This window comes from Pseudooceanicola aquaeponti (assembly GCF_050897975.1).
GTDB lineage: Bacteria > Pseudomonadota > Alphaproteobacteria > Rhodobacterales > Rhodobacteraceae > Pseudooceanicola.
The window spans coordinates 213,817-234,251 of the sequence record NZ_JBPAXY010000002.1 but is presented as its reverse complement, the minus strand read 5'-3'; the positions used below and the strand labels follow the sequence as shown (position 1 = coordinate 234,251).

Here is a 20,435-nt window from a genome sequence, read left to right as displayed (position 1 = left end):
CCCCATTCTCCCCCCGGGATATTTTGGGCAATGAGAAAGGGCTGGTTGGGGCGGTCGAGGCCGCCCTCGCGCCCTTGGGTAGAAGGACCACGCGCAGGCAGGCCAAAGTGGGGCGCTCGGGGCGGGGCGCCGTCTCCCTCTCTTCTTCTATCAGTCGCCATCCGGCGACGGAGGGGGCAGAGCCCCCCGCTGCCGTCCGGTTCAGCCCGGCAGGGTGGCGGCGAAAGACGGGCGGGCGCTGATCTGGTCGTACCAGGCGGCGATCCGGGGGTGGCCCTCGCGCCAGGCGCGGGCGTCGTGGCGGAAGTCGAGATAGCCCAGCCCCGAGGCCAGGGCGATCTGCGCCGCGTCCAGCGGAGCGTTCAAGGCCTCTGTCCAATCCGCCTCGATGGCGTCCAGGGTGCGGGCGATCTTGGCCCATTGCGCGTCCAGCCACTTGTCGAAGACGATCTCTTCGGGACGCAGGCGCACCTCGTAGGCCATGTTCACCGCGCTATCGAGGATGCCTTCGGCCAGGGCCTCCAGCGTCAGCACCTGCCACAGCCGGTCGGCGGGGTAGAGGCCGGCGCCCGACAGATCGTCCAGGTAGCGGCAGATCACCCGGCTGTCGCAGATCAGCGGCCCGTCTTCGCGCAGCAGCGCCGGGATCCGGCCCAGCGGGTTCACCGCGGCCAGCTCGGCGTCGGTGTCAAAGGCGGTGGTGGCCACCACCTTCTCGGTCACCCGGTCCGTCAGCCCGGCCTCGGCGATCAGCACACGCACCTTGCGCACGTAGGGAGAGGTGGGCGAGGAAAAGAGGGTCAGTGTCATCGGGCAAGCTCCGCCTGGATCTGGGTTCGGGCCGAGCCTAGAGCCGCGCCGCGCCGACTGTCCAGCGCCGAGCCGGGCGGATCAGGCCGGAGGCTCGCGCATCCAGGCGGCCAGCTGTGCAAGGTCCGGCCCGGCGGGGGCGGCGGCCAGGCCATCGGCAGCGGCCAGGCGGGCCGCCTCGGGCTTGTTCTGGGCCAGTTTCCAGGTGCCCTCGATGGCCTCGATGCGCAGGCGGAAGGGCTGGATCATCCGCATCATCCGCGCCAGGGCCTCCTCGGGCATCTTGTCGGCGGTCCAGATGGGTTTCGGCGCCAGACGGGCCTCGAATTCCTCCGACAGCAGGTCCAGCACGGCGCGCATCTCGGTCTGGGGCAGCGGCTCCAGCGTGCCCAGCAGGTGGACCGAGACATAGTTCCAGGTCGGCACCTGGTCCTCCAGCCCGTACCAGTCGGGCGAGATATAGCCCTGCGGCCCGGCGACGATCAGCCGGGCGGGGCCGGGGGCGGCGCGGGCCACGGGGTTGGAGCGGACCATGTGCAGATAGACCACGCCGTCGCGGATCGCGAAGGGCACCTGGGCGGCCAGGGGCGCGCCGTCGGAGGACAGGGTCAGCAGGCCCGCGCCGATCTCGGCGGCCAGGGCGATGTTCTGGGCGTCTGTGGCCTTGCGGAAGGTGGGGTTGGGATGCATCGGCAATGATCTCCTGCGGTCGGGCGCAGGATGCGGCGGCGCGGCGGGAGGTGCAAGCGGTGGTGACGCGCAGGATCAGCCCAGACGCTAGGGTCAGCCCAGAAGCTGGTGCCCCTGCTGGCCCCGGATCACCGTCTCGACGATCTGGCCCTCGGGCTGGTCGGTCTCGAAGGTGACCTCGGTGAACTGTTCGGTCCGGCCCATGCGGGGGCTTTCCATCAGCACCTTGTGGGCGCGGCCCTGCTGGGCGGCGAGGTGGCGCGCCACCTGGGCGTCGCCCGCGGCGCGCAGCCGGGCGGCACGGTCCTTGATCACCGGGCCCGGCACCTGGGTCGGGATCTTCGCCGCCGGGGTGCCCTCGCGCTTGGAATAGGGGAAGACATGCAGCCAGGTCAGGTCGCAATCGGTGACCAGTTTCAGCGAATTGGCGAACATCTCTTCGGTTTCGGTGGGGAAACCGGCGATGATGTCGGCGCCGAAGGTCATGTCGGGGCGCAGCCGCCGCGCCTCTTCGCAGAATCGGATGGCGTCGTCGCGCAGGTGGCGGCGCTTCATCCGTTTCAGGATCAGGTCATCGCCCGCCTGAAGCGACAGGTGCAGATGCGGCATCAGCCGCGGCTCGGTGGCGATGGCCTGCATCAGCGCGTCATCCGCTTCGATCGAATCGATCGAGGAGATTCGCAGGCGCGGCACATCGGTCAGCCGCAGGATGCGCATCACCAGGTCACCCAGGCGCGGCGTGGCGGGCAGGTCGGCGCCCCAGCTGGTCAGGTCGACCCCGGTCAGCACCACCTCGTTATAGCCCTGCTGCACCAGCCGCTTGATCTGGTCCACGACCACCCCGGCGGGGACAGAGCGGGAATTGCCCCGGCCATAGGGGATGATGCAGAAGGTGCAGCGGTGATCGCAGCCGTTCTGCACCTGCACATAGGCGCGGCTACGCGTGCCGAAGCCGTCGATCAGATGGCCCGCCGTCTCGGTCACCGACATGATGTCGTCGACCTGTACCCGCTCGGTCTGGCCGATGAAATCGGGGCCCATGGCGGCCCAGGTCTCGGGCTGCATCTTTTCGGAATTGCCGATCACCAGATCGACCTCTTCCATGGCCGAGAAGGTGGCGGGTTCGGTCTGCGCCGCGCAGCCGGTGACGATCAGCTTTGCGCCCGGGTTCTCGCGCCGCAGGCGGCGGATGTCCTGGCGCGCCTTGCGCACCGCCTCGGCGGTCACCGCGCAGGTGTTCACGATCACCGCGTTTTCCACGCCGTGTTCGGCGGCCAGCGCCTTCATCGCCTCGGTCTCATAGGCGTTGAGGCGACAGCCCAGTGTCGCGAATTTCGGCGGTGCGGCGGTCATTTACCCCTCCACCCCGGCCAGGAAGGCAGGGCTGAGCGTGGCGGCAAAGACCAGGGCCGTCGGCCCGCCCATCCAGACGCCGTCCTCGCGCCAATCCAGGCTCAGCCAGCCGCCATCCAGCTCCATCCGCACGCGGCGGTCGGTGGCATCGCGCAGCACGCAGGCCACCAGCGTGGCACAGGCGCCAGAGCCGCAGGCCAGGGTGACCCCGGTGCCACGTTCCCAGACCCGCATCCGGATCTCGTCGCGGGCGCGCACTTCGGCGAATTCCACGTTGCAGCGTTCGGGGAACAGCGGGTCGTGTTCGATCTTCGGCCCGTCCACGGTCAGGGCCACGGCCTCGGCATCCTCGACCAGGAAGACGCAATGGGGATTGCCCATGCCCACGGCCACCGGATCGCCCGGCAGGGGCAGGGCGGTCACGTCCATCTCGCGGGCCAGGGGCACCTCGTCCCAGCTCAGCTGCGGCGGGCCCATGTTGACCCAGGTGACGCCCTCGACCCGGGCCGTCTGCAACAGCCCGCGCGCGGTGCGGATCGACAGGGCCTCGGCGCCGGTCTCGGCCATCACATGGGCGGCGACGCAGCGGGTGGCATTGCCGCAGGCCCCGGCGCGGCTGCCGTCACTGTTCCAGAAGTCGAGGCAAATGTCGCTGCCCTCGCCATCGCGGATCTCGGCCAGCTGATCGAATCCCACGCCCCGGTGCCGGTCGCCAAGGGCCCGCGCCAGGGCGGGCGTGGTGGCCGGGGACTTGCCGCGCGAATCGAGCACGACGAAGTCGTTTCCCAGCCCGTGCATCTTCAGGAAGGGCAGGCCGTCGGCGGCGGGGATATGGCGGGCGGGTTTGGTCATTGCCGCGATATAGACCTTGAACCCCTTGTTGAAAAGGCGCCGCGGCGGCCCGGGCCCTGCGGGTGCAACATTTCTGTTATGTTTTTTCGGATTCGCGCTTGACCATCCCCGCCCCCCCTTTTAGAGACGCGCCCACAGTGGGCCGTTAGCTCAGTTGGTAGAGCAACTGACTTTTAATCAGTGGGTCGAAGGTTCGAATCCTTCACGGCTCACCACTACCACCAGAAAATGCCTCGTTCTTTCAGTAAGCTGCTGAGAGAGCGGGGCATTTCTCGTTTCTGGGGTTTGTCCCCGGCGTGAAAGGCGGAAGCCGTGGGTGGGGAAGTTCAGGTGATGCTAATGCGCAACAGGCGCTGGCCGGATCTCTGCTTGGCGCCCCGCGCCGCTAGGACCACGCGCCGAGGCGTATAGGCTTTCTTCCTGCTGTGAGGCCTGGCCTTTAGGCCTGTGCACCGATTGGACGGGGGTGTCCTGCCGGGCTCAGCCCTCACAACTGGCGCTGGATGCCAAGTCTGCGAGGTGTTGCCCATGGAAAGCCTGCTGCCGATCCTTGTTTTAGCCCTGGTTGTGGCCGTCATCGCCGCCCTGGCGCGAAGCTGGCGCGCAAATTTCGACGCCGACAGGCGACCAAAGCCGCCCGTGTCGGAAGATGTGGTCGTGCCCCTGCGTCCGACCACCCCGTCCCGCGCGCCCTTCGACGCGGCCAGTGCAACGCCCACCCCCAGCAAGCCGACGCTGCGAGGCTCTGCCTATGTGGTCGACGGGGATACCATCGTGATCCAAAAGACCCAGGTGCGGCTGTTCGGTGTCGATGCGCCGGAAATGAACCATCCCTATGGGAAAAAGGCGAAGTGGGCACTGGTGCACCTCTGCAAGGGGCAGGCGGTGCGCGCCGAGGTCACCGACACGGACGACCATGGCCGCACCGTCGCCAAATGTTACCTGCCGGACGGGCGGGATCTGTCCGAGGAAATGGTGAAGCAGGGGCTCGCGATAGACTGGCCCAAGTTCTCAGGCGGCAAATACCGCCCCCTAGAAACCCCGGACGCCCGCAAGAAACTGTGGCTGGCCGATGCGCGCCAGAAGGGCCGTATGCACGTCTGGGAGGCCTATGAGGCAAAGAAACGCGCGCGCCGGGAAGGTGGGGTGAGCTGAGGGGAGCGAAGCGGTCGGGGCCGGTTCGGCGTTTCCCCAGGGGCGTTTGGGCGCCATGTTCCTTGCCGCCATGTGCCACAGTCCGAGTTGGATCTTGTGGCGGGGTTGCTTCGGGACCCCCCTTATCTTCCCTGGGTGTGTGACCGGGTGCCAACACGCTGAGAGACTTGCCACGCCAAACGCCGCAGCCTGGGGCTGCGGCGTTCAGCTGTCCCGGAAGCCGGGCCTATTCGGCGGCCAGGGTGTCTTCGGGTGTGGTCTCGGGCGGCAGGACGCCGTCGCCGAAGGCCTGCATCTGGTCCTCGGCCCAGAATCGGATGTCCTGCTTGGCCACCATGGCGCGGTTGGCGCGCATCCGGCCGCGGCGGTCGTCCGGGGCCATGTCCAGGGCAAACTGGATCGCGCTGTCCATCGACTTGTGCGAGAAGGGGTTGGTGGGCACGATCGCCCCCAGCTCGACCGCGGCGCCCGCGAACTCGGACAGCACCAGAACGCCGTCCTCGTCGGTGCGCGCGGCGCAGAATTCCTTGCAGACCAGGTTCATCCCGTCCGCCAGGGGCGTGATCCAGGCGACATCGGCGGCGCGGTAATAGGCCACCAGGTCGGTGAAGACGATGGGGCGCGAGATCAGCGCCACGGGTTGCCAGTCGAAGCTGCCGTAGCGCCCGTTGATCTTGCCCGCCAGCTGTTCCAGGTCGTGCTGGATCTCTTCATAGGCGGTCATATTGGCATTGGCGGCCACCGAGACATGCATCAGCCGCAGCTTGCCGCGCAGGTCGGGGCGGCTTTCCAGAAGCCGTTCGAAGCTTTGCAGCTGTTCGATGCCGCCCTTGGTGTAGTCGGTGCGCCCGACCGACAGGATCAGCCGGCCCTCGCCCAGCTCTTGCCGGATCTCTTCGACACGGCGGGCGGTTTCGGGGCGGGCGACCACCTCTTCGATGTAATCCACATCGACCCCCACGGGGCTGGCCTGAAGGTGGACGCGGCGGCCATCGTATTCCAGCTCGGTCACCACGGTCTGTTCCGACAGGGCCGAGGTCTCGGCCTTCATCTCGGGCTTCACCTTCTCGCGTTTCACCGTGTCCACCTCCAGCAGGGACCGGGCGGCGGAGACGAAGTTGTTCACGTAGCGCGGGATGTGGAAGCCCACCACGTCGCAGGCCAGCAGGCTTTCCAGGATCTCCTTGCGCCAGGGCAGCACGTTGAAGATGTCGGCATTGGGGAAGGGCGTGTGGTGGAAGAAGCTGATCTTCACGTCGGGGCGCAGGGTGCGCAGATAGCCCGGCACCAGCCACAGGTTGTAGTCATGCACCCAGACCACGGCACCGGGCGCGGCCTCGGCGGCGGCGGCCTCGGCAAAGGCCCAGTTCACCTCGCGGAAGGTCGGCCAGTCGACGGGGTCGTAGTTATAGCGTTCCTTGAACCCGTGCAGGATCGGCCAGAAGGCCTCTTTCGAGGAGACGTGGTAGAAGCTGGTGACCTGTTCGGCGGTCAGCGGCAGGCGCGATACGGTGTATTGGCCGTAATGATCGTCGATCTCGATCACCCGCTCGAAGTCGGGGTTGGCTGGATCCTCGGCCTGTTTCCAGGCGACCCAGGCGCCTTTCTCGAAACGCCCGAAGAAGCTTTTCAGGGTCGGCACGATGCCGTTCGGGCTCTTGTTCTCGCGGTATTCGATCTTGCCGTCCACCTCGACCTCTTCATAGGGCTGGCGGTGGTAGACGATGACCAGATTGGAAGGCATGTCAGGCAGTCTCCGGGATGTCGTGAAGGTTGAGGGCGGTGATCGCCTCCAGGATGCCCGCGGCGCCATGGGCCTGGGCGTGATGGACGCTGGAAAGGCCGTTCAGCCGGTCGGTCAGCGCGGTTTCGGAATTGCCGACGGCCACGGCGGGCAGGCCCGAGGCCAGCATCGACAGATCGTTCAGCGTGTCGCCCGCACAAAGCACCCGCGCCTCGGGGATGCCCAGATGCGCGATCAGGCGGCGGATCGACGGACCCTTCGAGACGCCGCGCGGCAGCACGTCGAAATAACGGTTGTCCGAGATCAGCCAGTCCAGCCCCATTTCCTCGATCAGGTCGCGGGCGCGGGGGTCGAAATCCGCCGGGCTCAGGTCATAGCTGACCCGGTAGCGGAAGGCAGTGGGTTGCAGGGTCAGGCCGGGGTGGCCGTCCAGGAGGGCGCGCACCGCCTCGCCCGCGTCGTTCCAGCGGGCGGCGATGTCTTCCTCCAGCGGGGCGATCGGGGCGATGGCGCCCGAGGGTTCGACCCGGGCAATGGTCGTGCCCACGTCGCCCACCACGTACTCTGGCCAGGGCAGGCCCCGCTCGCGGCACATCTGCATGATGAACTCGGGGTCGCGGCCGGTGACGAAGATCAGGCCCACGCTGTCGCGGTTGTCCTCGATCCATTGGTACAGGGTGGCGCGGTCGGCCTCGGACCCGCCAAGAAAGGTGCCGTCCAGGTCGGTGGCCAGGGTAAAGCGGCGCGCGGCGATGTCGGGGCGGGGGGCGGCATGAACGTTCATTGTTCGGTGGCTCCGAATTGCAGGGGAAGGTCGGGCGAGGGGTGGGCCAGGGACATGTCCAGCGCCTGGGGCTCGGCCTCGATGGGGCGCGCCCAGAGGGCGGTGAAGGCCTGTTGCAGGTCGGCGCCCTCGTGCAGGATGGCCTGCACCGTCTCGCAGATCGGCATGGGCACGTTGATACGTTTGGCCAGGTCGGTGACCGAGACGGCGTTGACCTCGCCCTCGACCACCACCGGGCGGCCTTCGAAACAGTTGGGGCGGGGGATGCCCTGGCCCAGCTGGAACCCCAGCGACATGTTGCGCGAGGTGGTCGAGGAACAGGTCAGGGTCAGATCGCCCGCCCCGGACAGGCCGGTGACCGTCTCGCGCCGCCCGCCCAGAGCCTGGGCGAGTTGCTTCATCTCGTCGATGCCCCGGGTGATCAGGGCCGCGCGGGTGTTCTCGGCAAAGCCCGCGCCCGACATCATCCCGCAGGCGATGGCGATCACGTTCTTCACCGCGCCGCCCACCTCGACGCCCACCAAGTCGTCCGAGACATAGGCGCGAAAGCCGCCGCCCGACAGTGACAGCGCCAGCCGCGCGGCGGGGCTGGTCTCCGGCGCCAGCCGGTCGGCGTAGGAAAAGGGGAAGGCCACGGTGGCGGCGGTGGGATGATCCAGCGCGGTCTCGCGCGCAAAGGTCGGACCCGAAACCGCGCCCACCACATGGCCGGGCAGCTCCTCGGCCACCACTTCCGACAAGAGGTAGCCCGAGCGCCGTTCCACGCCCTTGCAGGCCAGGGCAATGGGGATGCCTGCGGGCAGCACGGGGGCAATGGCCTGGCACATGGGCCTCAACGTCGCGGAGGGGGTGACCATCAGCACCGCCTCGGCGCCGTCGAGCGCCTGGCCCAGATCCGCCGTGGCGGTGATGCCGCGGGGCAGGGCGACATCGGGCAGGTAATCGGCGTTTTCAGCCGTTTCGTTGATCCGCTGCGCCAGGTCGGGGCGCCGCGCCCACAGGCGCACGTCGCGACCGTTGCGGGCCAGCACGCTGGCCAGGGCGGTGCCCCAGCTTCCGGCGCCCAGCACGGCGATGCGGCCATAGGGGCCTGACGCGGGCTGCGCGGGGGCAGGGTCGGGGGTGGATATAGAATCCTTGATGGCGAACTCCTTTCAGGTGTCCGTTCCGGGTCTCTTCGTTCTGATCAGGCGCGCTCCACCCGCCCAAAGGGCCGTGCGGCAAGGAGCAGGAACTGGCCGTCGGGCCGGTTACGCGCGAAGGGCGGGTCATCGTCACGACACCGCAGGGATCCGCCGCATGGATCCGTGGCAAACAACCTAGGGGCCAATGCTGCATTGGCAAGGAACTGCCGATGAAAAGCGGTAAAATACGGGGGAGTCAGGGAAGTTTTGCTCTGCAATGCAGCAGGGCGGGGTCTGGGCGGCCCCTTTGGCCCCAAGGGGGCAGGGCGCGCGGTCTAGCGCGGCGCGGCCCGGTCGCGCACCTGCGAGGGGCTTTGGCCGCACCATTTGCGGAAGGCGGTGGCGAAGGCCGAGGGGCTGTCATAGCCCGCGTCCCACGCGGCCCCGGCGACGCTGGCGCCATGGCGCAGCGCGTCGTGGGCGCGCGTCAGGCGCAGCTCGCGCAGCCGCGCCAGGATGCTTTGCCCATGCACCCGGTGAAACAGCCGCCGGGCCGATGACAGGCTCATCCCGCCGCTGCGGGCGATCTCGTCCAGGGGCGGCACCGGGCCGGGGGCGCAGCCCAGGTGTTCCATCCGGTTCAGCCGGTCGCGGTCGGCGGCATCCACACGCTCGCCCGCCTGCCACAGCTGTTCGAAGGCCCGCCCGACCAGCGCCGCCGAGCGCGCCTCGCGCAGCAGGCACTGGGGGCCGCCGGGGGCGGGGTGCATCAGCGCCTCGGCATCGGCGATGTCCTCGGGGCCCGCGCTCCACCTGGCATCGCGGCGCGGCGCGCCTTGCAGGATCTGCGCCCGGGGGATGCCGCGCCGCTCCAGCCAGTCCCAGCTGATCCGCAGGGTCAGCTTGCGCAGCGCCTCGCCGCGCCGCGACAGGCGGTGAAATTCCAGCGGCTCGGCCAGCGCGCTGAGGACCACCGGCACCGGCCCGCCGGGGCGTCGGGACAGTTCCATCGGTACGCCGCCCAGGCTGGCCTCGACCCGGCCCGCCAGCACCAGATGCAGCACCACGCCCGCAGGCCGCAGGGCGCGCACCTCGAAATCTTCCTGGGCCTGGGCGTCATGGGCGTTGATCGTCAGCCCCGAGGGCACCTCGACCGCGTCGCGGGTGCCACGCAGCACCACCCGCCCCTCGGGCAGGCTGGCGCGCAGCCGCTGGCCCACGCCCGCAGGCGCCCCGCGCGCGATCTCGGACAGGCGGATCAGATCCGCGCGGCCCGCCCCGAGCGGGCTGGGGTCGTGCGGGTTGGGATCGGACGGGGGCCGTAGGGACATGGGCGGCGCGGCCTCTCTGGCGGTTTCGCAAAGACATCTGGCTCTGGCGCGAAGATCCCCATCTGGCTGAAGCCCCTGTGATCCCCGTAATAACGACTAAAACACTCGGATATCAAGGAGCCCCTCATGACGCGCCCCCCTCTGCCGCGCCGCGCGCTGCATCTGGCCCTGCTGGCCAGCACCACATTGACCGCCCCGGCCCTGGTCACGCCCGCCCTGGCCCAGGACGTGATCGAGCTGGAACCGATCAGCGTCGAGGGGTCCAGCTATGAGACTGAAGGGACCAATTCCTACACCACCAACCTGATCTCGGTGGGCGAGAAGGCTGCGATGACCCCGCGCGAGGTGCCGCAATCGACCTCGGTCATCACCCGCAAGCAGATCGAGGATGGCGGCTATGGCGCGCTGGAAGAGGCGCTGTCGGATACGCCGGGCATCATGATCCTGAACAACGACGCGGGCCGCTCGTCGATCTTCTCGCGCGGGTACGAGTTCGACTATCTCTATTTCGACGGCCTGCCCGCCCCGGTCAGCTCGATCTACGGCACCCAGCCGGACCTGTCGATCGTCGACCACGTCGAGGTGCTGAAGGGGCCGGCGGGGCTGTTCATCGGCACCGGTGAACCGGCCGGGTCCATCAACATGCGCCTGAAACAGGCCAGTTCGGTGGACCCCAAGGGCTATGCCAGCCTGTCGCTGGATTCCAATGGCCGTACCCGGACCGAACTGGACTATGGCGGCGCTCTGAACGCCGAGGGCACCCTGCGCGCCCGGGCCGTGCTGGCCTATGCCGATGGCGACGGCTTCATCGACCGGCAGGAAAACGGGGTGCTGTCGGCCTATGGCACCCTGGCCTGGGACATCACGCCCGACACCACGCTGACCTTCTCGCTGGCCCATATGGAACGCGACATCGCCCCCTTCAACGGCCTGCCCACCTATGCCGACGGGTCGCTGATGTGGCTGGATGTCGAGACCTCGACCGGCGCCGACTGGAACCATTTTGACAACGCCACCACCGATGCGGTGCTGGCGCTGGAGCATCACTTCGCCAACGGTGTCCGCGCCAAGGCCTCGCTGCGCGCCTCGCACCAGGAGGCGGACTTCCTCTACGCCTATACCGGCTCGGCGGCGGATGCCGACAACGTGGTCTCGCGCATGTCCTGGCTGGGGCAGGACTGGGAGCAGGACAGCCTGGCGGTGGATGCCCATGTCGAGATCCCCTTCCAGATGGGCCTGATGGAAAGCAACCTGATCCTGGGCGCCGACTGGCAGAAACTGGACAGTTCCACCTACGGGCTGCGCGGCGCGGCCAATGGCAGCTGGGATCTGGACACCGACGACGTGGCCAGCCTGCCGCGTCCAGCGGAAAACTACACCACGCTGGAAGAGCGCGACATCACCTCGACCGGGCTTTACGCCCAGCTTCGGGTGAAACCCTCCGACCGGCTGACCCTGATCGGCGGCGCCCGCGTCAGCTGGTATGACGGCGATGTGCGCTCGGGCACCATCGGCACCGCCCGCGATCTGGACAGCACCGACATTGACGGCAAGGTCACCCCCTTCGCCGGCCTGACCTACGAGCTGTCCCCCGCCGCCACCCTCTACGCCAGCTATTCCGAGATCTTCATCCCGCAATACGAGCTGGACGTGAATGGCGATACGCTGGACCCGCTGGAAGGTCGCCAGTACGAGCTGGGCGTGAAGGGCGAGCTGGCCTACGGGCTGAACTACTCCGCCGCGCTCTTCGATCTGCGCCAGGTGAACCGCTCTGTCGCCGTGCGCGGCACGGACTATGCCGAACCCGAGGGCGACGTGCGTTCGCGCGGGTTCGAGACTGAGGTTTCGGGCGAGGTGATCCCGAACCTGCACCTGTCGGCGGGCTATACCTACACGGAAACCGAGTACCTGGAGGGGCCGAACTCCGGCGCCGTCTTCTCGACCTACACGCCCGAACACATGCTGAAGCTGACCGCGCTTTACGATGTGACCGAAGGGCCGTTGCAGGGCTGGAGCTTTGGCGGGCGGCTGACCTCGATGTCCGAGTTCTCGTCGCGCGGCATCACGGCGCCTGCCTATAACGTGGTCGACCTGATGGCGGCCAAGGATCTGGGCCAGGATACCGTGCTGCGTCTGGGCGTCGATAACGCCTTTGACGAGGATTACTATTCCCGCGTCGGCAGCAACGTGGTGTTCAACTTCCGTGGCGCGCCGCGCACCTTCAACATGTCGCTGACGAAGAAGTTCTGAGCTCAGCCCCTGGAAGGAGCCAGCGCGATGCCAGCCTCTTCGACCTGTCCCCCCGGGCCTGCGGGGGGCCAAAACGAACCCCCCGGCCCCGACGGGGCCGGGGGGAACCCGCCGGGCCTCGGCGCGGTGCGGCGCTTGGACCGGGTGACCGAGTTCGATCTGCCCTCACCCGGCGGCGGGCTGCGGGTCGTGGTCTGCCGCCCCGCCGCCGCGCCGCCGCCGGGCGGCTACGGGGTGATCTACGCCATGGATGCCGGGTGGAGCTTTGGCACGCTTTGCGATCTGGAGGCCCGGGCAGAGGGCGGCCCGGCGCAGGGCGCGCGCGTCCCGGCGGTGATCGTGGGGCTGGGCTGGCCCAGCCAGGCGCTGATCGACTGCGACCGGCGCGGCGCGGATCTGGTGGGGGCACAGGCGGCGGCGACGCTGGCCCTGCTGACCGGCCCCCTGCGGGCGCGGATCGAGGCGGCGTTGCCGGTGGATCCGGCGCGGCGGATGATCCTGGGTCATTCCTTCGGCGGCGCCTTCGCCCTTCAGGCGCGGGCGGCCCATCCCGCCCTCTTCTCCCATGTGGCGGCGGGCAGCCCCTCGATCTGGACCGACCCCGAGGGGCTGTTTGCCGCCGCGCCCCGCCCCGGCGGGCGGGTGCTGATCACCCTGGGCGCCCAGGAAGAGCCCGAGGCGGCCGCGGCGGCGGGCGCGCCGCCCGACCGCGTGGCGCGGCTGCGCGATCGCGACATGGCCGGGCGGGCGCGGCGCATGGCCGCCGAGATGGGCGCGCGGTTCGTCACCCTCGACGGGGTAGGCCATGGCGGCGCGATCCCGGGCTTTCTGGCCGCCGCCCATGCCTTCCTGAACGATTAGAGCGGCGCGCCCGGGCCTTCTTCCGCCGCGCCCTCTGCACGCAGCCAGTCGATCAGCAGCCGCAGGGCGGGTTTCGGCGTGCTGTGGCGCGGCCAGACCAGCGCATAGCGGTCCTCCAGCGCCAGCGGCGCAGGGTAGGCGCGGGCCAGGCGGCCCCGGGCCTCTTCGGCCTGGGCCAGATAGTCGGGCAAGAGGGCCAGGCCAAAGCCCGCCGCCGCCGCTTCGGCCATGGTGGTGAACTGGTCAAACAGCATCCCGCGCAGCTGCCCGGCCTCGATCCCGTGATGGGCGAACCAGTCCTCCCAGGCGCCGGGGCGGCTGTCGAGGTGCAACAGCGGCTCGGCCCGCAGCGCCTCGGGGGTCAGCGGCCCGCCCGCCAGACGCGCCGGGGCGGCCATGGGAATCACCCTCTCGCGGGTCAGCGGCAGGTAATGCACCCCGGGCCAGTCCTCGGGGCCGTAATGCACCGCCGCGTCGAACTTTTCCCGGGCGAAATCAAAGGGCGCGCTGCGGGTGCTTTGGTTCACCAGCAGATCGGGATGGGCGCGCAGGAAGGCGTGCAGGCGCGGCCCCATCCAGTAGAGGCCGAAACTGGGTGGCAGGGCCAGGCTGAGGCTGTCGCGCGGCCCGCTGGCGCGCAACCGCAGGCTGGCCTGGGCCAGATCAGCCAGGCAGTCTCGGACCGAGCGGGCATAGCTGGCCCCGGCGGGGGTCAGCGCCAGCCCCTTCCCCTCGCGCACCAGCAGGGTGACGCCCAATTGCCCCTCCAGCACCTTCAACTGGCGCGACACGGCGGAATGGGTCAGCGACAGTTCCTGCCCCGCGGCGGTGGCCGATCCCAGCCGGTCCACCGCCTCTAGCGCCAGCAGAGAGGGGATCGAGGGTAGAAAGCGGCGCGGGGCGATCATGTGAGGTTTTCTCCAAGCTTTGGGAATTTCTATCGCTTCTGGCAGGCTCTGTCAGCGGCTAGCCTGTCGCAAAGCGCCGATCACCCCGCCTGACCCGGCCCCGCGCCGGGGGTTTTGATCGGGGCCCTTCCCCAGATCCCGAAAGGACCGCCCCATGCCCGCGACCCATGCCGAGACCCTTGCCGCCGCCGGACTGACCCAGGCCCAACTGACCGGAGGCGACCTGTCGGTGCGCTCGCCCATCGACGGGACACAGGTGGCGCGCCTGGCCGAGACGCCCCTGGCCGAAATGCCCGCCGTGATCGCCCGCGCCCAGGCCGCCTTTGCCGCCTGGCGCCAGGTGCCCGCGCCGCGCCGGGGCGAGCTGGTGCGCCTGCTGGGCGAGGAACTGCGCGCCGCCAAGGCGGAGCTGGGCGCGGTGGTCACCCTGGAGGCGGGCAAGATCACCTCGGAAGGCCTGGGAGAGGTGCAAGAGATGATCGACATCTGTGATTTCGCCGTCGGCCTGTCGCGCCAGCTTTACGGTCTGACCATCGCCTCGGAACGCCCCGGCCACCGGATGAGCGAGACCTGGCACCCGATGGGCCCCTGTGGGGTGATCACCGCCTTCAACTTCCCCGTGGCGCCCTGGGCCTGGAACGCGGCGCTGGCGCTGGTCTGCGGCGATCCGGTGATCTGGAAGCCCTCGGAAAAGACGCCGCTCTGTGCCCTGGCGACCCAGGCGATCTTTGACCGGGCCGTGGCGCGGTTCGGCGAAGAGGCGCCCGAGGGGCTGTTGCAGGTGGTGGTGGGCGGTGCCGATCTGGGCGAGGCGCTGGTCGCCTCGCGCGATGTGCCGATCCTGTCGGCCACCGGATCCACCCGCATGGGGGCCGCCGTGGGGCCCAAGGTGGCGGCGCGCTTTGGCCGCTCGATCCTGGAACTGGGGGGCAATAACGCGATGATCGTCGCCCCCTCGGCCGATCTGGACATGGCGGTGCGGGCCATCGTCTTTTCCGCCGTGGGCACCGCCGGGCAGCGCTGTACCTCGCTGCGCCGCCTGATCGTGCATAGCTCGATCCGCGACGAACTGCTGGCGAAGCTGAAACAGGCCTATGGCTCGCTGACCATCGGCGACCCGCGTGCGGAGGGCACGCTGATCGGCCCGCTGATCGACCCCGAGGCCCTGACCGGGATGCAGGCGGCCCTGGCGGCGGCCCGCGCCCAGGGCGGCACCGTCCACGGCGGCACCCCGGTCGAAGGGGTCGGGAACGGCGCCTATGCCGCGCCCGCCCTGGTCGAGATGCCCGCCCAGACCGAGATCGTGCGGGCCGAGACCTTCGCCCCCATCCTTTACGTCATGAGCTATGAGACGCTTGACGAGGCCATCGCAATGCAGAACGACGTGCCCCAGGGGCTGTCGTCCTGCATCTTCACCCTGAACGTGCGCGAGGCGGAGACCTTTGTCTCGGCCAGCGGGTCGGATTGCGGTATCGCCAACGTCAACATCGGCCCCTCGGGGGCCGAGATCGGCGGCGCCTTCGGCGGCGAGAAGGACACCGGCGGCGGGCGCGAAAGCGGCTCGGACGCCTGGAAGGGCTATATGCGGCGGCAGACCTCGACGGTGAACTATTCGGCCGAGCTGCCGCTGGCCCAGGGGGTGAAGTTTGACATCTGACGGCAACCTGTGGCGCGCCAGCAGCGTCGAAGGCCTGGCCACCACGCCGCTGGCCGAGGATCTGCGCGCCGATCTGGTGGTGATCGGCGCGGGCTTTACCGGCGCCGCCTGCGCGCTGGAGGCGGCGAAACAGGGCGCCTCGGTCGTCCTGCTAGAGGCCAACACGATTGCCCATGGCGGGTCGGGCCGCAACGTGGGGCTGGTCAACGCGGGCCTCTGGCTGCCCCCGGACGAGGTGCTGGCCCAGATGGGCGAGGCCGACGGCGCCCGCCTGGTCGAGGCCCTGGGGCAGGGGCCGCAGATGGTCTTTGACCGGGTGGCCGAACATGGCATCGCCTGCGAGGCCACCCGCAATGGCACCCTGCATCTGGCCCATTCCCCCAAGGGCTTTGCCGAATTGCAGGACCGGTTCCGCCAGGGCAACCGTCACGGCGCGCCGCTGCAACTGCTGGACGCCGAGGAGACCGCCCGCCGCACCGGCAGCGCGGCCTTTCATGGCGCCCTGCTGGATCCGCGCGCGGGCACGGTGCAGCCGCTGGCCTATTGCACCGGCCTGGCCCGCGCCGCCCAGGGGCTGGGCGCAAGGGTGCATGAAAACTCGCCCGTCACCGCCATTGCCCATGGCGACGGCCTTTGGACAGTCACCGCCAATGGCCACAACGTCCGGGCGCCGAAACTGCTTCTGGCCACCAATGCCTATCACGAGGGGATCGCCGGGGCCTTCGCGCCGCAATTCGTCGTGGTGAACTACAGCCAGTTCGCCACCGCCCCCCTGCCCGAGGCGGCCCGCGCCAAGGTGCTGCCCGGGGCCGAGGGCTGCTGGGACACGGCGCTGGTCATGTCCTCGATCCGGCTGGACGCGGCGGGGCGGCTGATCGTCGGCGGCATGGGCAATGCCGAGGGGTTGGGGCGCGCGGTCCATGCCGGCTGGGCGCGGCGCAAGCTGCGCGCGCTCTACCCCGATCTGGGCGACCTGCCCTTCGAGCACCAGTGGCGCGGCAAGATCGCCATGACCCGCGACCATATCCCCAAGGTGGTGAACTTCGGCCCCTCGGCCTATGCGGTCTTCGGCTATTCGGGTCGTGGCATCTCGCCCGGGACGGTTTTTGGCACCGCCGCCGCCCAGGCCCTGCTGCGCGATGACCCGGCGGCCTTCCCGCTGCCGGTGATGAAGGGCTACAAGGAACATCTGCGCGGCCTGCACGAGGCCTATTACGAGTTCGGCGCCACCCTGACCCATGCCACGATGCGCCCGCGCTGATCCGGGCCAAGACCCGCGCGCCCGACGACCCGAGGAGGAGACCCCATGACCCATCTGCCCGCCGACGAGATCCGCACGCTGTTTTCCCAGGCCATGTCCGAGATGTACCGCCAGGAGGTGCCGCAATATGGCACCCTGATAGAGCTGGTGCGCGACGTGAACGCCGAGGTCATGGCCGCCGATCCGGCGCTGAAGGCCCGGCTGGAGGCCGCCGACGAGCTGTCGCGGCTGGACGTGGAACGCCACGGGGCGATTCGCTTAGGCACAGCGGAAGAACTCTACAACATCCGGCGCATGTTCGCGGTGCTGGGCATGTCGCCCGTGGGCTACTACGACCTGTCGGTCGCCGGGCTGCCGGTGCATTCCACCGCCTTCCGCCCCGTCACCACCGAGGCGCTGGCGCGCAATCCCTTCCGCGTCTTCACCTCGCTGATCCGGCTGGAGCTGCTGGAGGATCGCGCCCTGGCCGCCGAGGCCGCCGAGATCCTGTCGCGCCGCGCCATCGTCACCCCGCGCTGCCTCGAGCTGATCGCCCAGGCCGAGGCCGAGGGCGGGCTGGGGGCCGAGGATGCGGCCGACTTCGTGGCCGAGGCGCTGGAAACCTTCCGCTGGCATTCCGACGCCACGGTGACGGCGCAGACTTACGCGCGGCTGGCCGCCGAACACCGGCTGATCGCCGATGTGGTCTGTTTCCACGGGCCGCACATCAACCACCTGACGCCGCGCACCCTGGACATCGACTCGGTGCAGGCCGGGATGCCCGCGCGCGGCATCGCCCCCAAGGCGGTGATCGAGGGGCCGCCGCGCCGCGCCACCGACATCCTGTTGCGCCAGACCTCGTTCAAGGCGCTGGAAGAGCCGATCCTGTTCCCCGGCGAGGGCGGCGCCAATGGCGAAGAGGGCACCCATACCGCGCGCTTCGGCGAGATCGAACAGCGCGGCGTTGCCCTGACGCCCGCGGGCCGGGCGCTGTATGACCGCTGCCTGGCGGAGGCGCGCAGCCGTGCCGCCGTGGGCGCGGCGGGCGAGGGGGCGACGGATTACGTCACCGCCCTGACCGCCGCCTTCGCCGATTTCCCCGACGATGCCGATACGCTGCGCCGCGAGGGGCTGGCCTTCTTCCGCTACCGCGTCGCCGGGCCGCTGCCCGAGGGGGTGGAGCCCACGCCCGAGGCGGTCGAAGACCTGCTGGCGGCGGGCGCGCTGGTGGCCGATCCGCAAACCTACGAGGATTTCTTGCCGGTTTCGGCGGCGGGGATCTTTCAGTCGAACCTTGGCACCGACGCGCAGTCCAACTTCGACGAGACCGCCAGCCAGGACGCCTTCGAGGCGGCGCTGGGCTGTGCCGTCACGCCCGAGATGGAGCTCTATCGCGCGGTCGAGGAAGAAAGCCTGGCCCGGTCCCTGGCTGCACTGGCCGAGGGCGCGACCGCCTGAGGGCGGGCCGTGTCCAGGGGCCTCAGGCCGGGGCGGTGGCCGACAGGTCGCGCTCGGGCGGCAGGGCCGGGCGGGGGCACGCCACCAGCCTCTCGGCCTCTTTGGCGTCCAGCCCGGCCAGGCACAGCATCCGTGCTGCCGCCGTGGGGATGGTGACCGGGGCCACCTCGTGCCGCGAGATCGCCAGGGCAAAGCCGACGATGGCATGGGTGCTGAGTTTCCAGGCAAGATCGGCGTCGCCCGGGGTCAGCCGCCCGGCGGCCTCGGCCTTGGCCAGCAGGTCGATGGTGAAGGGGCCGATCCGGCGATACATCACATCCGCGACGATGCCCGACCGGTTCAAAAGCTGGCGCCAACGCTCGTCCTGGGTGGCCGTTTCCAGAACGGTCATCAGGGCGATTGCGTAAATATGCGCCGGGTCATCCAGCCCCGCCGTGGCGCTTTCAACCCGCAGGGCCAGGCCCTGCATGATCTCCTCCAGCACGGCGATGGCCAGATCGTCCTTTGATTTGAAGTAGTTATAGACCGTGCCCGCGCCCACATCGGCGCGATCGGCGATCTCCAGCATGGTGGCGGCGTCGATGCCCTTTTCGCTCATGACGGCACTGGCGGCGCGAATCAGGGCCTCTCGGTTGCGCCGCTGCCGCCGCGCCACACGCCCTTCCTTCATCGCCTTTTCCGTCGTGTCGGTCATCGTCTCGCCTCTCCTGAAGATGAACGTTATTCAACTCCGAAGCCGCTCGCAAGTGAGGCAATGCGAATGTCGGCGGGGCCTTGCCCTGCGGAAGGGCTTGCCTAATCGCTGTGCATGTGGGTAGGCTTCTGAACAAATCCCGTTGCGGCACGCCATTTTCCGGTCAAAACTGGGTAAATCGGTTTGTGACTTCGCATCGAAGATGAGTAGACACTGAACTTGAATGACGTTCATGGGTGAGAAAAAGGTAGTCGTGTCGCATGTCGCTGCGGAAGAATGCGGGGACAAGAGGGCCGTTCGATACGCCCGGTGTGATGCAGGGCCAGATGGTATCGGCCGCCTCTACCCAAGCCTAACGCGGGCCGCGCGTGCCTGCGAAGAAAAAACGAAACGGGGAGCCTGAATTGGCAGCTACATCCAACAGCGAGGCATTCGTCGCATTCGAACGTGTGCAAAAGAGCTACGACGGCGAAACGCTGGTCGTGAAGGATCTGAACCTGACCATGCCGAAGGGAGAGTTCCTGACCATGCTCGGCCCGTCGGGCTCGGGCAAGACCACCTGCCTGATGATGCTGGCAGGCTTCGAGACCGCCACCTATGGCGAGATCAAGCTGGACGGTCAGCCGATCAACAACATCCCGCCGCACAAGCGCGGCATCGGCATGGTGTTCCAGAACTACGCCCTGTTCCCCCACATGACTGTGGCCGAGAACCTGTCCTTCCCGCTGGAAGTGCGCAAGCTGGGCAAGTCGGAACGCGAAGCGAAGATCAAGCGGGCGCTGGACATGGTGCAGATGGGCGATTTCGCCGGTCGCCGTCCGGCGCAGCTGTCGGGCGGCCAGCAGCAGCGGATCGCCCTGGCGCGCGCGCTGGTCTTCGAACCGGAACTGGTGCTGATGGACGAACCGCTGGGCGCGCTGGACAAGCAGCTGCGTGAACACATGCAGTTCGAGATCACCCGCCTGGCCCATGACCTGGGCATCACCACGGTCTACGTGACCCACGACCAGACCGAAGCGCTGACCATGTCGGACCGCGTCGCCGTCTTCAACGATGGCCGCATCCAGCAGCTGGCGCCGCCGGATCAGCTCTATGAAGAGCCCGAAAACAGCTTCGTGGCCCAGTTCATCGGCGAGAACAACACGCTGGAAGGGGTCATCAAGGAGATCTCGGGCAATGTCTGCACCGTGCAGCTGGACGGTGGCGAGATCATTTCCGCCCGCCCGGTCAACGTGACCGAGGTCGGCCAGCGCACCAAGGTGTCGATCCGCCCCGAGCGCGTCGAGACCAACAAGGAACGCCTTCAGGACGGCGCGCATCTGCTGAAGGCGGAAGTGCTGGAGTTCATCTACATGGGCGACATCTTCCGCACCCGGCTGCGCGTCGCGGGCAATGACGACTTCGTTATGAAGACCCGGAACGCGCCGGACCAGGAGCGCCTGAAGAAAGGTCAGATGATCGAGATCGGCTGGTTGCCGGACGACTGCCGCGCGCTGGACGCCTGATCGCAAGAGACACCCGCAG

The 20,435-nt window shown here is 68.8% G+C and carries 17 protein-coding genes and 1 tRNA gene; 8 read left to right on the top strand and 10 right to left on the bottom strand.

The window, feature by feature from the left end:
* Positions 1-201: 201 nt before the first annotated feature.
* The 4 genes from ACRARE_RS04745 to dapF form a co-directional block, all read right to left on the bottom strand.
* Entirely contained in the window at positions 202-810 is a 609-nt protein-coding gene (locus tag ACRARE_RS04745) for a glutathione S-transferase (protein WP_432655257.1), read from the bottom strand.
* A gap of 81 nt (positions 811-891) precedes the next feature.
* Positions 892-1,500: an FMN-binding negative transcriptional regulator gene (locus ACRARE_RS04740; RefSeq protein ID WP_432655256.1), complete on the bottom strand. Its 609-nt coding sequence runs from the start codon at positions 1,498-1,500 to the stop codon at positions 892-894.
* Positions 1,501-1,593: 93 nt separating this feature from the next.
* Positions 1,594-2,853: a tRNA (N(6)-L-threonylcarbamoyladenosine(37)-C(2))-methylthiotransferase MtaB gene (mtaB, locus tag ACRARE_RS04735; protein WP_432655255.1), complete on the bottom strand. Its 1,260-nt coding sequence runs from the start codon at positions 2,851-2,853 to the stop codon at positions 1,594-1,596.
* Positions 2,854-3,705 carry a diaminopimelate epimerase gene (gene dapF / locus ACRARE_RS04730; protein ID WP_432655254.1) on the bottom strand — a complete coding sequence of 284 codons (852 nt, stop codon included), beginning with the start codon at positions 3,703-3,705 and terminating at the stop codon, positions 2,854-2,856.
* Between the two features lie 139 nt (positions 3,706-3,844).
* On the opposite strand from dapF, the gene ACRARE_RS04725 reads away from it, so the two are divergent.
* Positions 3,845-3,920 (top strand) — tRNA-Lys (locus ACRARE_RS04725).
* 313 nt (positions 3,921-4,233) lie between these two features.
* Positions 4,234-4,860, top strand: coding sequence for a thermonuclease family protein (locus ACRARE_RS04720; protein WP_432655253.1), 627 nt, complete (start codon positions 4,234-4,236; stop codon positions 4,858-4,860).
* A gap of 226 nt (positions 4,861-5,086) precedes the next feature.
* Here the strand turns inward: ACRARE_RS04720 and ggpS are convergent, their stop codons facing one another.
* The 4 genes from ggpS to ACRARE_RS04700 all read right to left on the bottom strand — a co-directional run bounded on the left by ggpS (position 5,087) and on the right by ACRARE_RS04700 (position 9,843).
* Positions 5,087-6,604, bottom strand: coding sequence for a glucosylglycerol-phosphate synthase (gene ggpS, locus ACRARE_RS04715; RefSeq protein ID WP_432655252.1), 1,518 nt, complete (start codon positions 6,602-6,604; stop codon positions 5,087-5,089).
* A 1-nt stretch (position 6,605) separates the two neighbouring features.
* Positions 6,606-7,388 (bottom strand): HAD-IIB family hydrolase, encoded by a 783-nt coding sequence (locus tag ACRARE_RS04710; RefSeq protein WP_432655251.1) that lies wholly within the window; start codon positions 7,386-7,388, stop codon positions 6,606-6,608.
* A complete protein-coding gene (locus ACRARE_RS04705; RefSeq protein WP_432655250.1) occupies positions 7,385-8,458 on the bottom strand; it encodes an NAD(P)H-dependent glycerol-3-phosphate dehydrogenase in 1,074 nt (357 codons plus the stop codon). The genes ACRARE_RS04710 and ACRARE_RS04705 overlap by 4 nt, the downstream gene beginning before the upstream one ends.
* A gap of 389 nt (positions 8,459-8,847) precedes the next feature.
* Complete coding sequence (locus ACRARE_RS04700; protein ID WP_432655249.1) at positions 8,848-9,843, bottom strand: helix-turn-helix transcriptional regulator; 996 nt, start codon at positions 9,841-9,843, stop codon at positions 8,848-8,850.
* Between the two features lie 126 nt (positions 9,844-9,969).
* Between ACRARE_RS04700 and ACRARE_RS04695 the strand changes: the two genes are divergently transcribed.
* Together ACRARE_RS04695 and ACRARE_RS04690 are read left to right on the top strand one after the other, a co-directional pair.
* The gene (locus tag ACRARE_RS04695; RefSeq protein ID WP_432655248.1) at positions 9,970-12,093 is read left to right on the top strand and encodes a TonB-dependent siderophore receptor; all 2,124 of its coding nucleotides are present in this window, start codon (positions 9,970-9,972) and stop codon (positions 12,091-12,093) included.
* Between the two features lie 126 nt (positions 12,094-12,219).
* Entirely contained in the window at positions 12,220-12,954 is a 735-nt protein-coding gene (locus tag ACRARE_RS04690) for an alpha/beta hydrolase-fold protein (protein WP_432655247.1), read from the top strand.
* On the opposite strand, the gene ACRARE_RS04685 is transcribed toward ACRARE_RS04690, so the two are convergent.
* A complete protein-coding gene (locus ACRARE_RS04685; protein ID WP_432655246.1) occupies positions 12,951-13,862 on the bottom strand; it encodes a LysR substrate-binding domain-containing protein in 912 nt (303 codons plus the stop codon). The genes ACRARE_RS04690 and ACRARE_RS04685 overlap by 4 nt on opposite strands.
* A 154-nt stretch (positions 13,863-14,016) precedes the next feature.
* On the opposite strand from ACRARE_RS04685, the gene amaB reads away from it, so the two are divergent.
* The 3 genes from amaB to hglS are packed head-to-tail and all read left to right on the top strand — an operon-like array spanning position 14,017 to position 18,217.
* Positions 14,017-15,519 (top strand): L-piperidine-6-carboxylate dehydrogenase, encoded by a 1,503-nt coding sequence (gene amaB, locus ACRARE_RS04680; protein ID WP_432655245.1) that lies wholly within the window; start codon positions 14,017-14,019, stop codon positions 15,517-15,519.
* On the top strand, positions 15,509-16,780 hold the full coding sequence (locus tag ACRARE_RS04675; RefSeq protein ID WP_432655244.1) for an NAD(P)/FAD-dependent oxidoreductase: 1,272 nt from the start codon (positions 15,509-15,511) through the stop codon (positions 16,778-16,780). Before amaB ends, ACRARE_RS04675 begins: the two co-directional genes overlap by 11 nt.
* Before the next feature lie 45 nt (positions 16,781-16,825).
* Positions 16,826-18,217, top strand: coding sequence for a 2-oxoadipate dioxygenase/decarboxylase HglS (gene hglS / locus ACRARE_RS04670; RefSeq protein WP_432655243.1), 1,392 nt, complete (start codon positions 16,826-16,828; stop codon positions 18,215-18,217).
* A gap of 22 nt (positions 18,218-18,239) precedes the next feature.
* Here the strand turns inward: hglS and ACRARE_RS04665 are convergent, their stop codons facing one another.
* Positions 18,240-18,911, bottom strand: coding sequence for a TetR/AcrR family transcriptional regulator (locus tag ACRARE_RS04665; protein ID WP_432655242.1), 672 nt, complete (start codon positions 18,909-18,911; stop codon positions 18,240-18,242).
* A 404-nt stretch (positions 18,912-19,315) separates the two neighbouring features.
* On the opposite strand from ACRARE_RS04665, the gene ACRARE_RS04660 reads away from it, so the two are divergent.
* Positions 19,316-20,416, top strand: coding sequence for an ABC transporter ATP-binding protein (locus tag ACRARE_RS04660; protein ID WP_432655241.1), 1,101 nt, complete (start codon positions 19,316-19,318; stop codon positions 20,414-20,416).
* Positions 20,417-20,435: the final 19 nt, after the last annotated feature.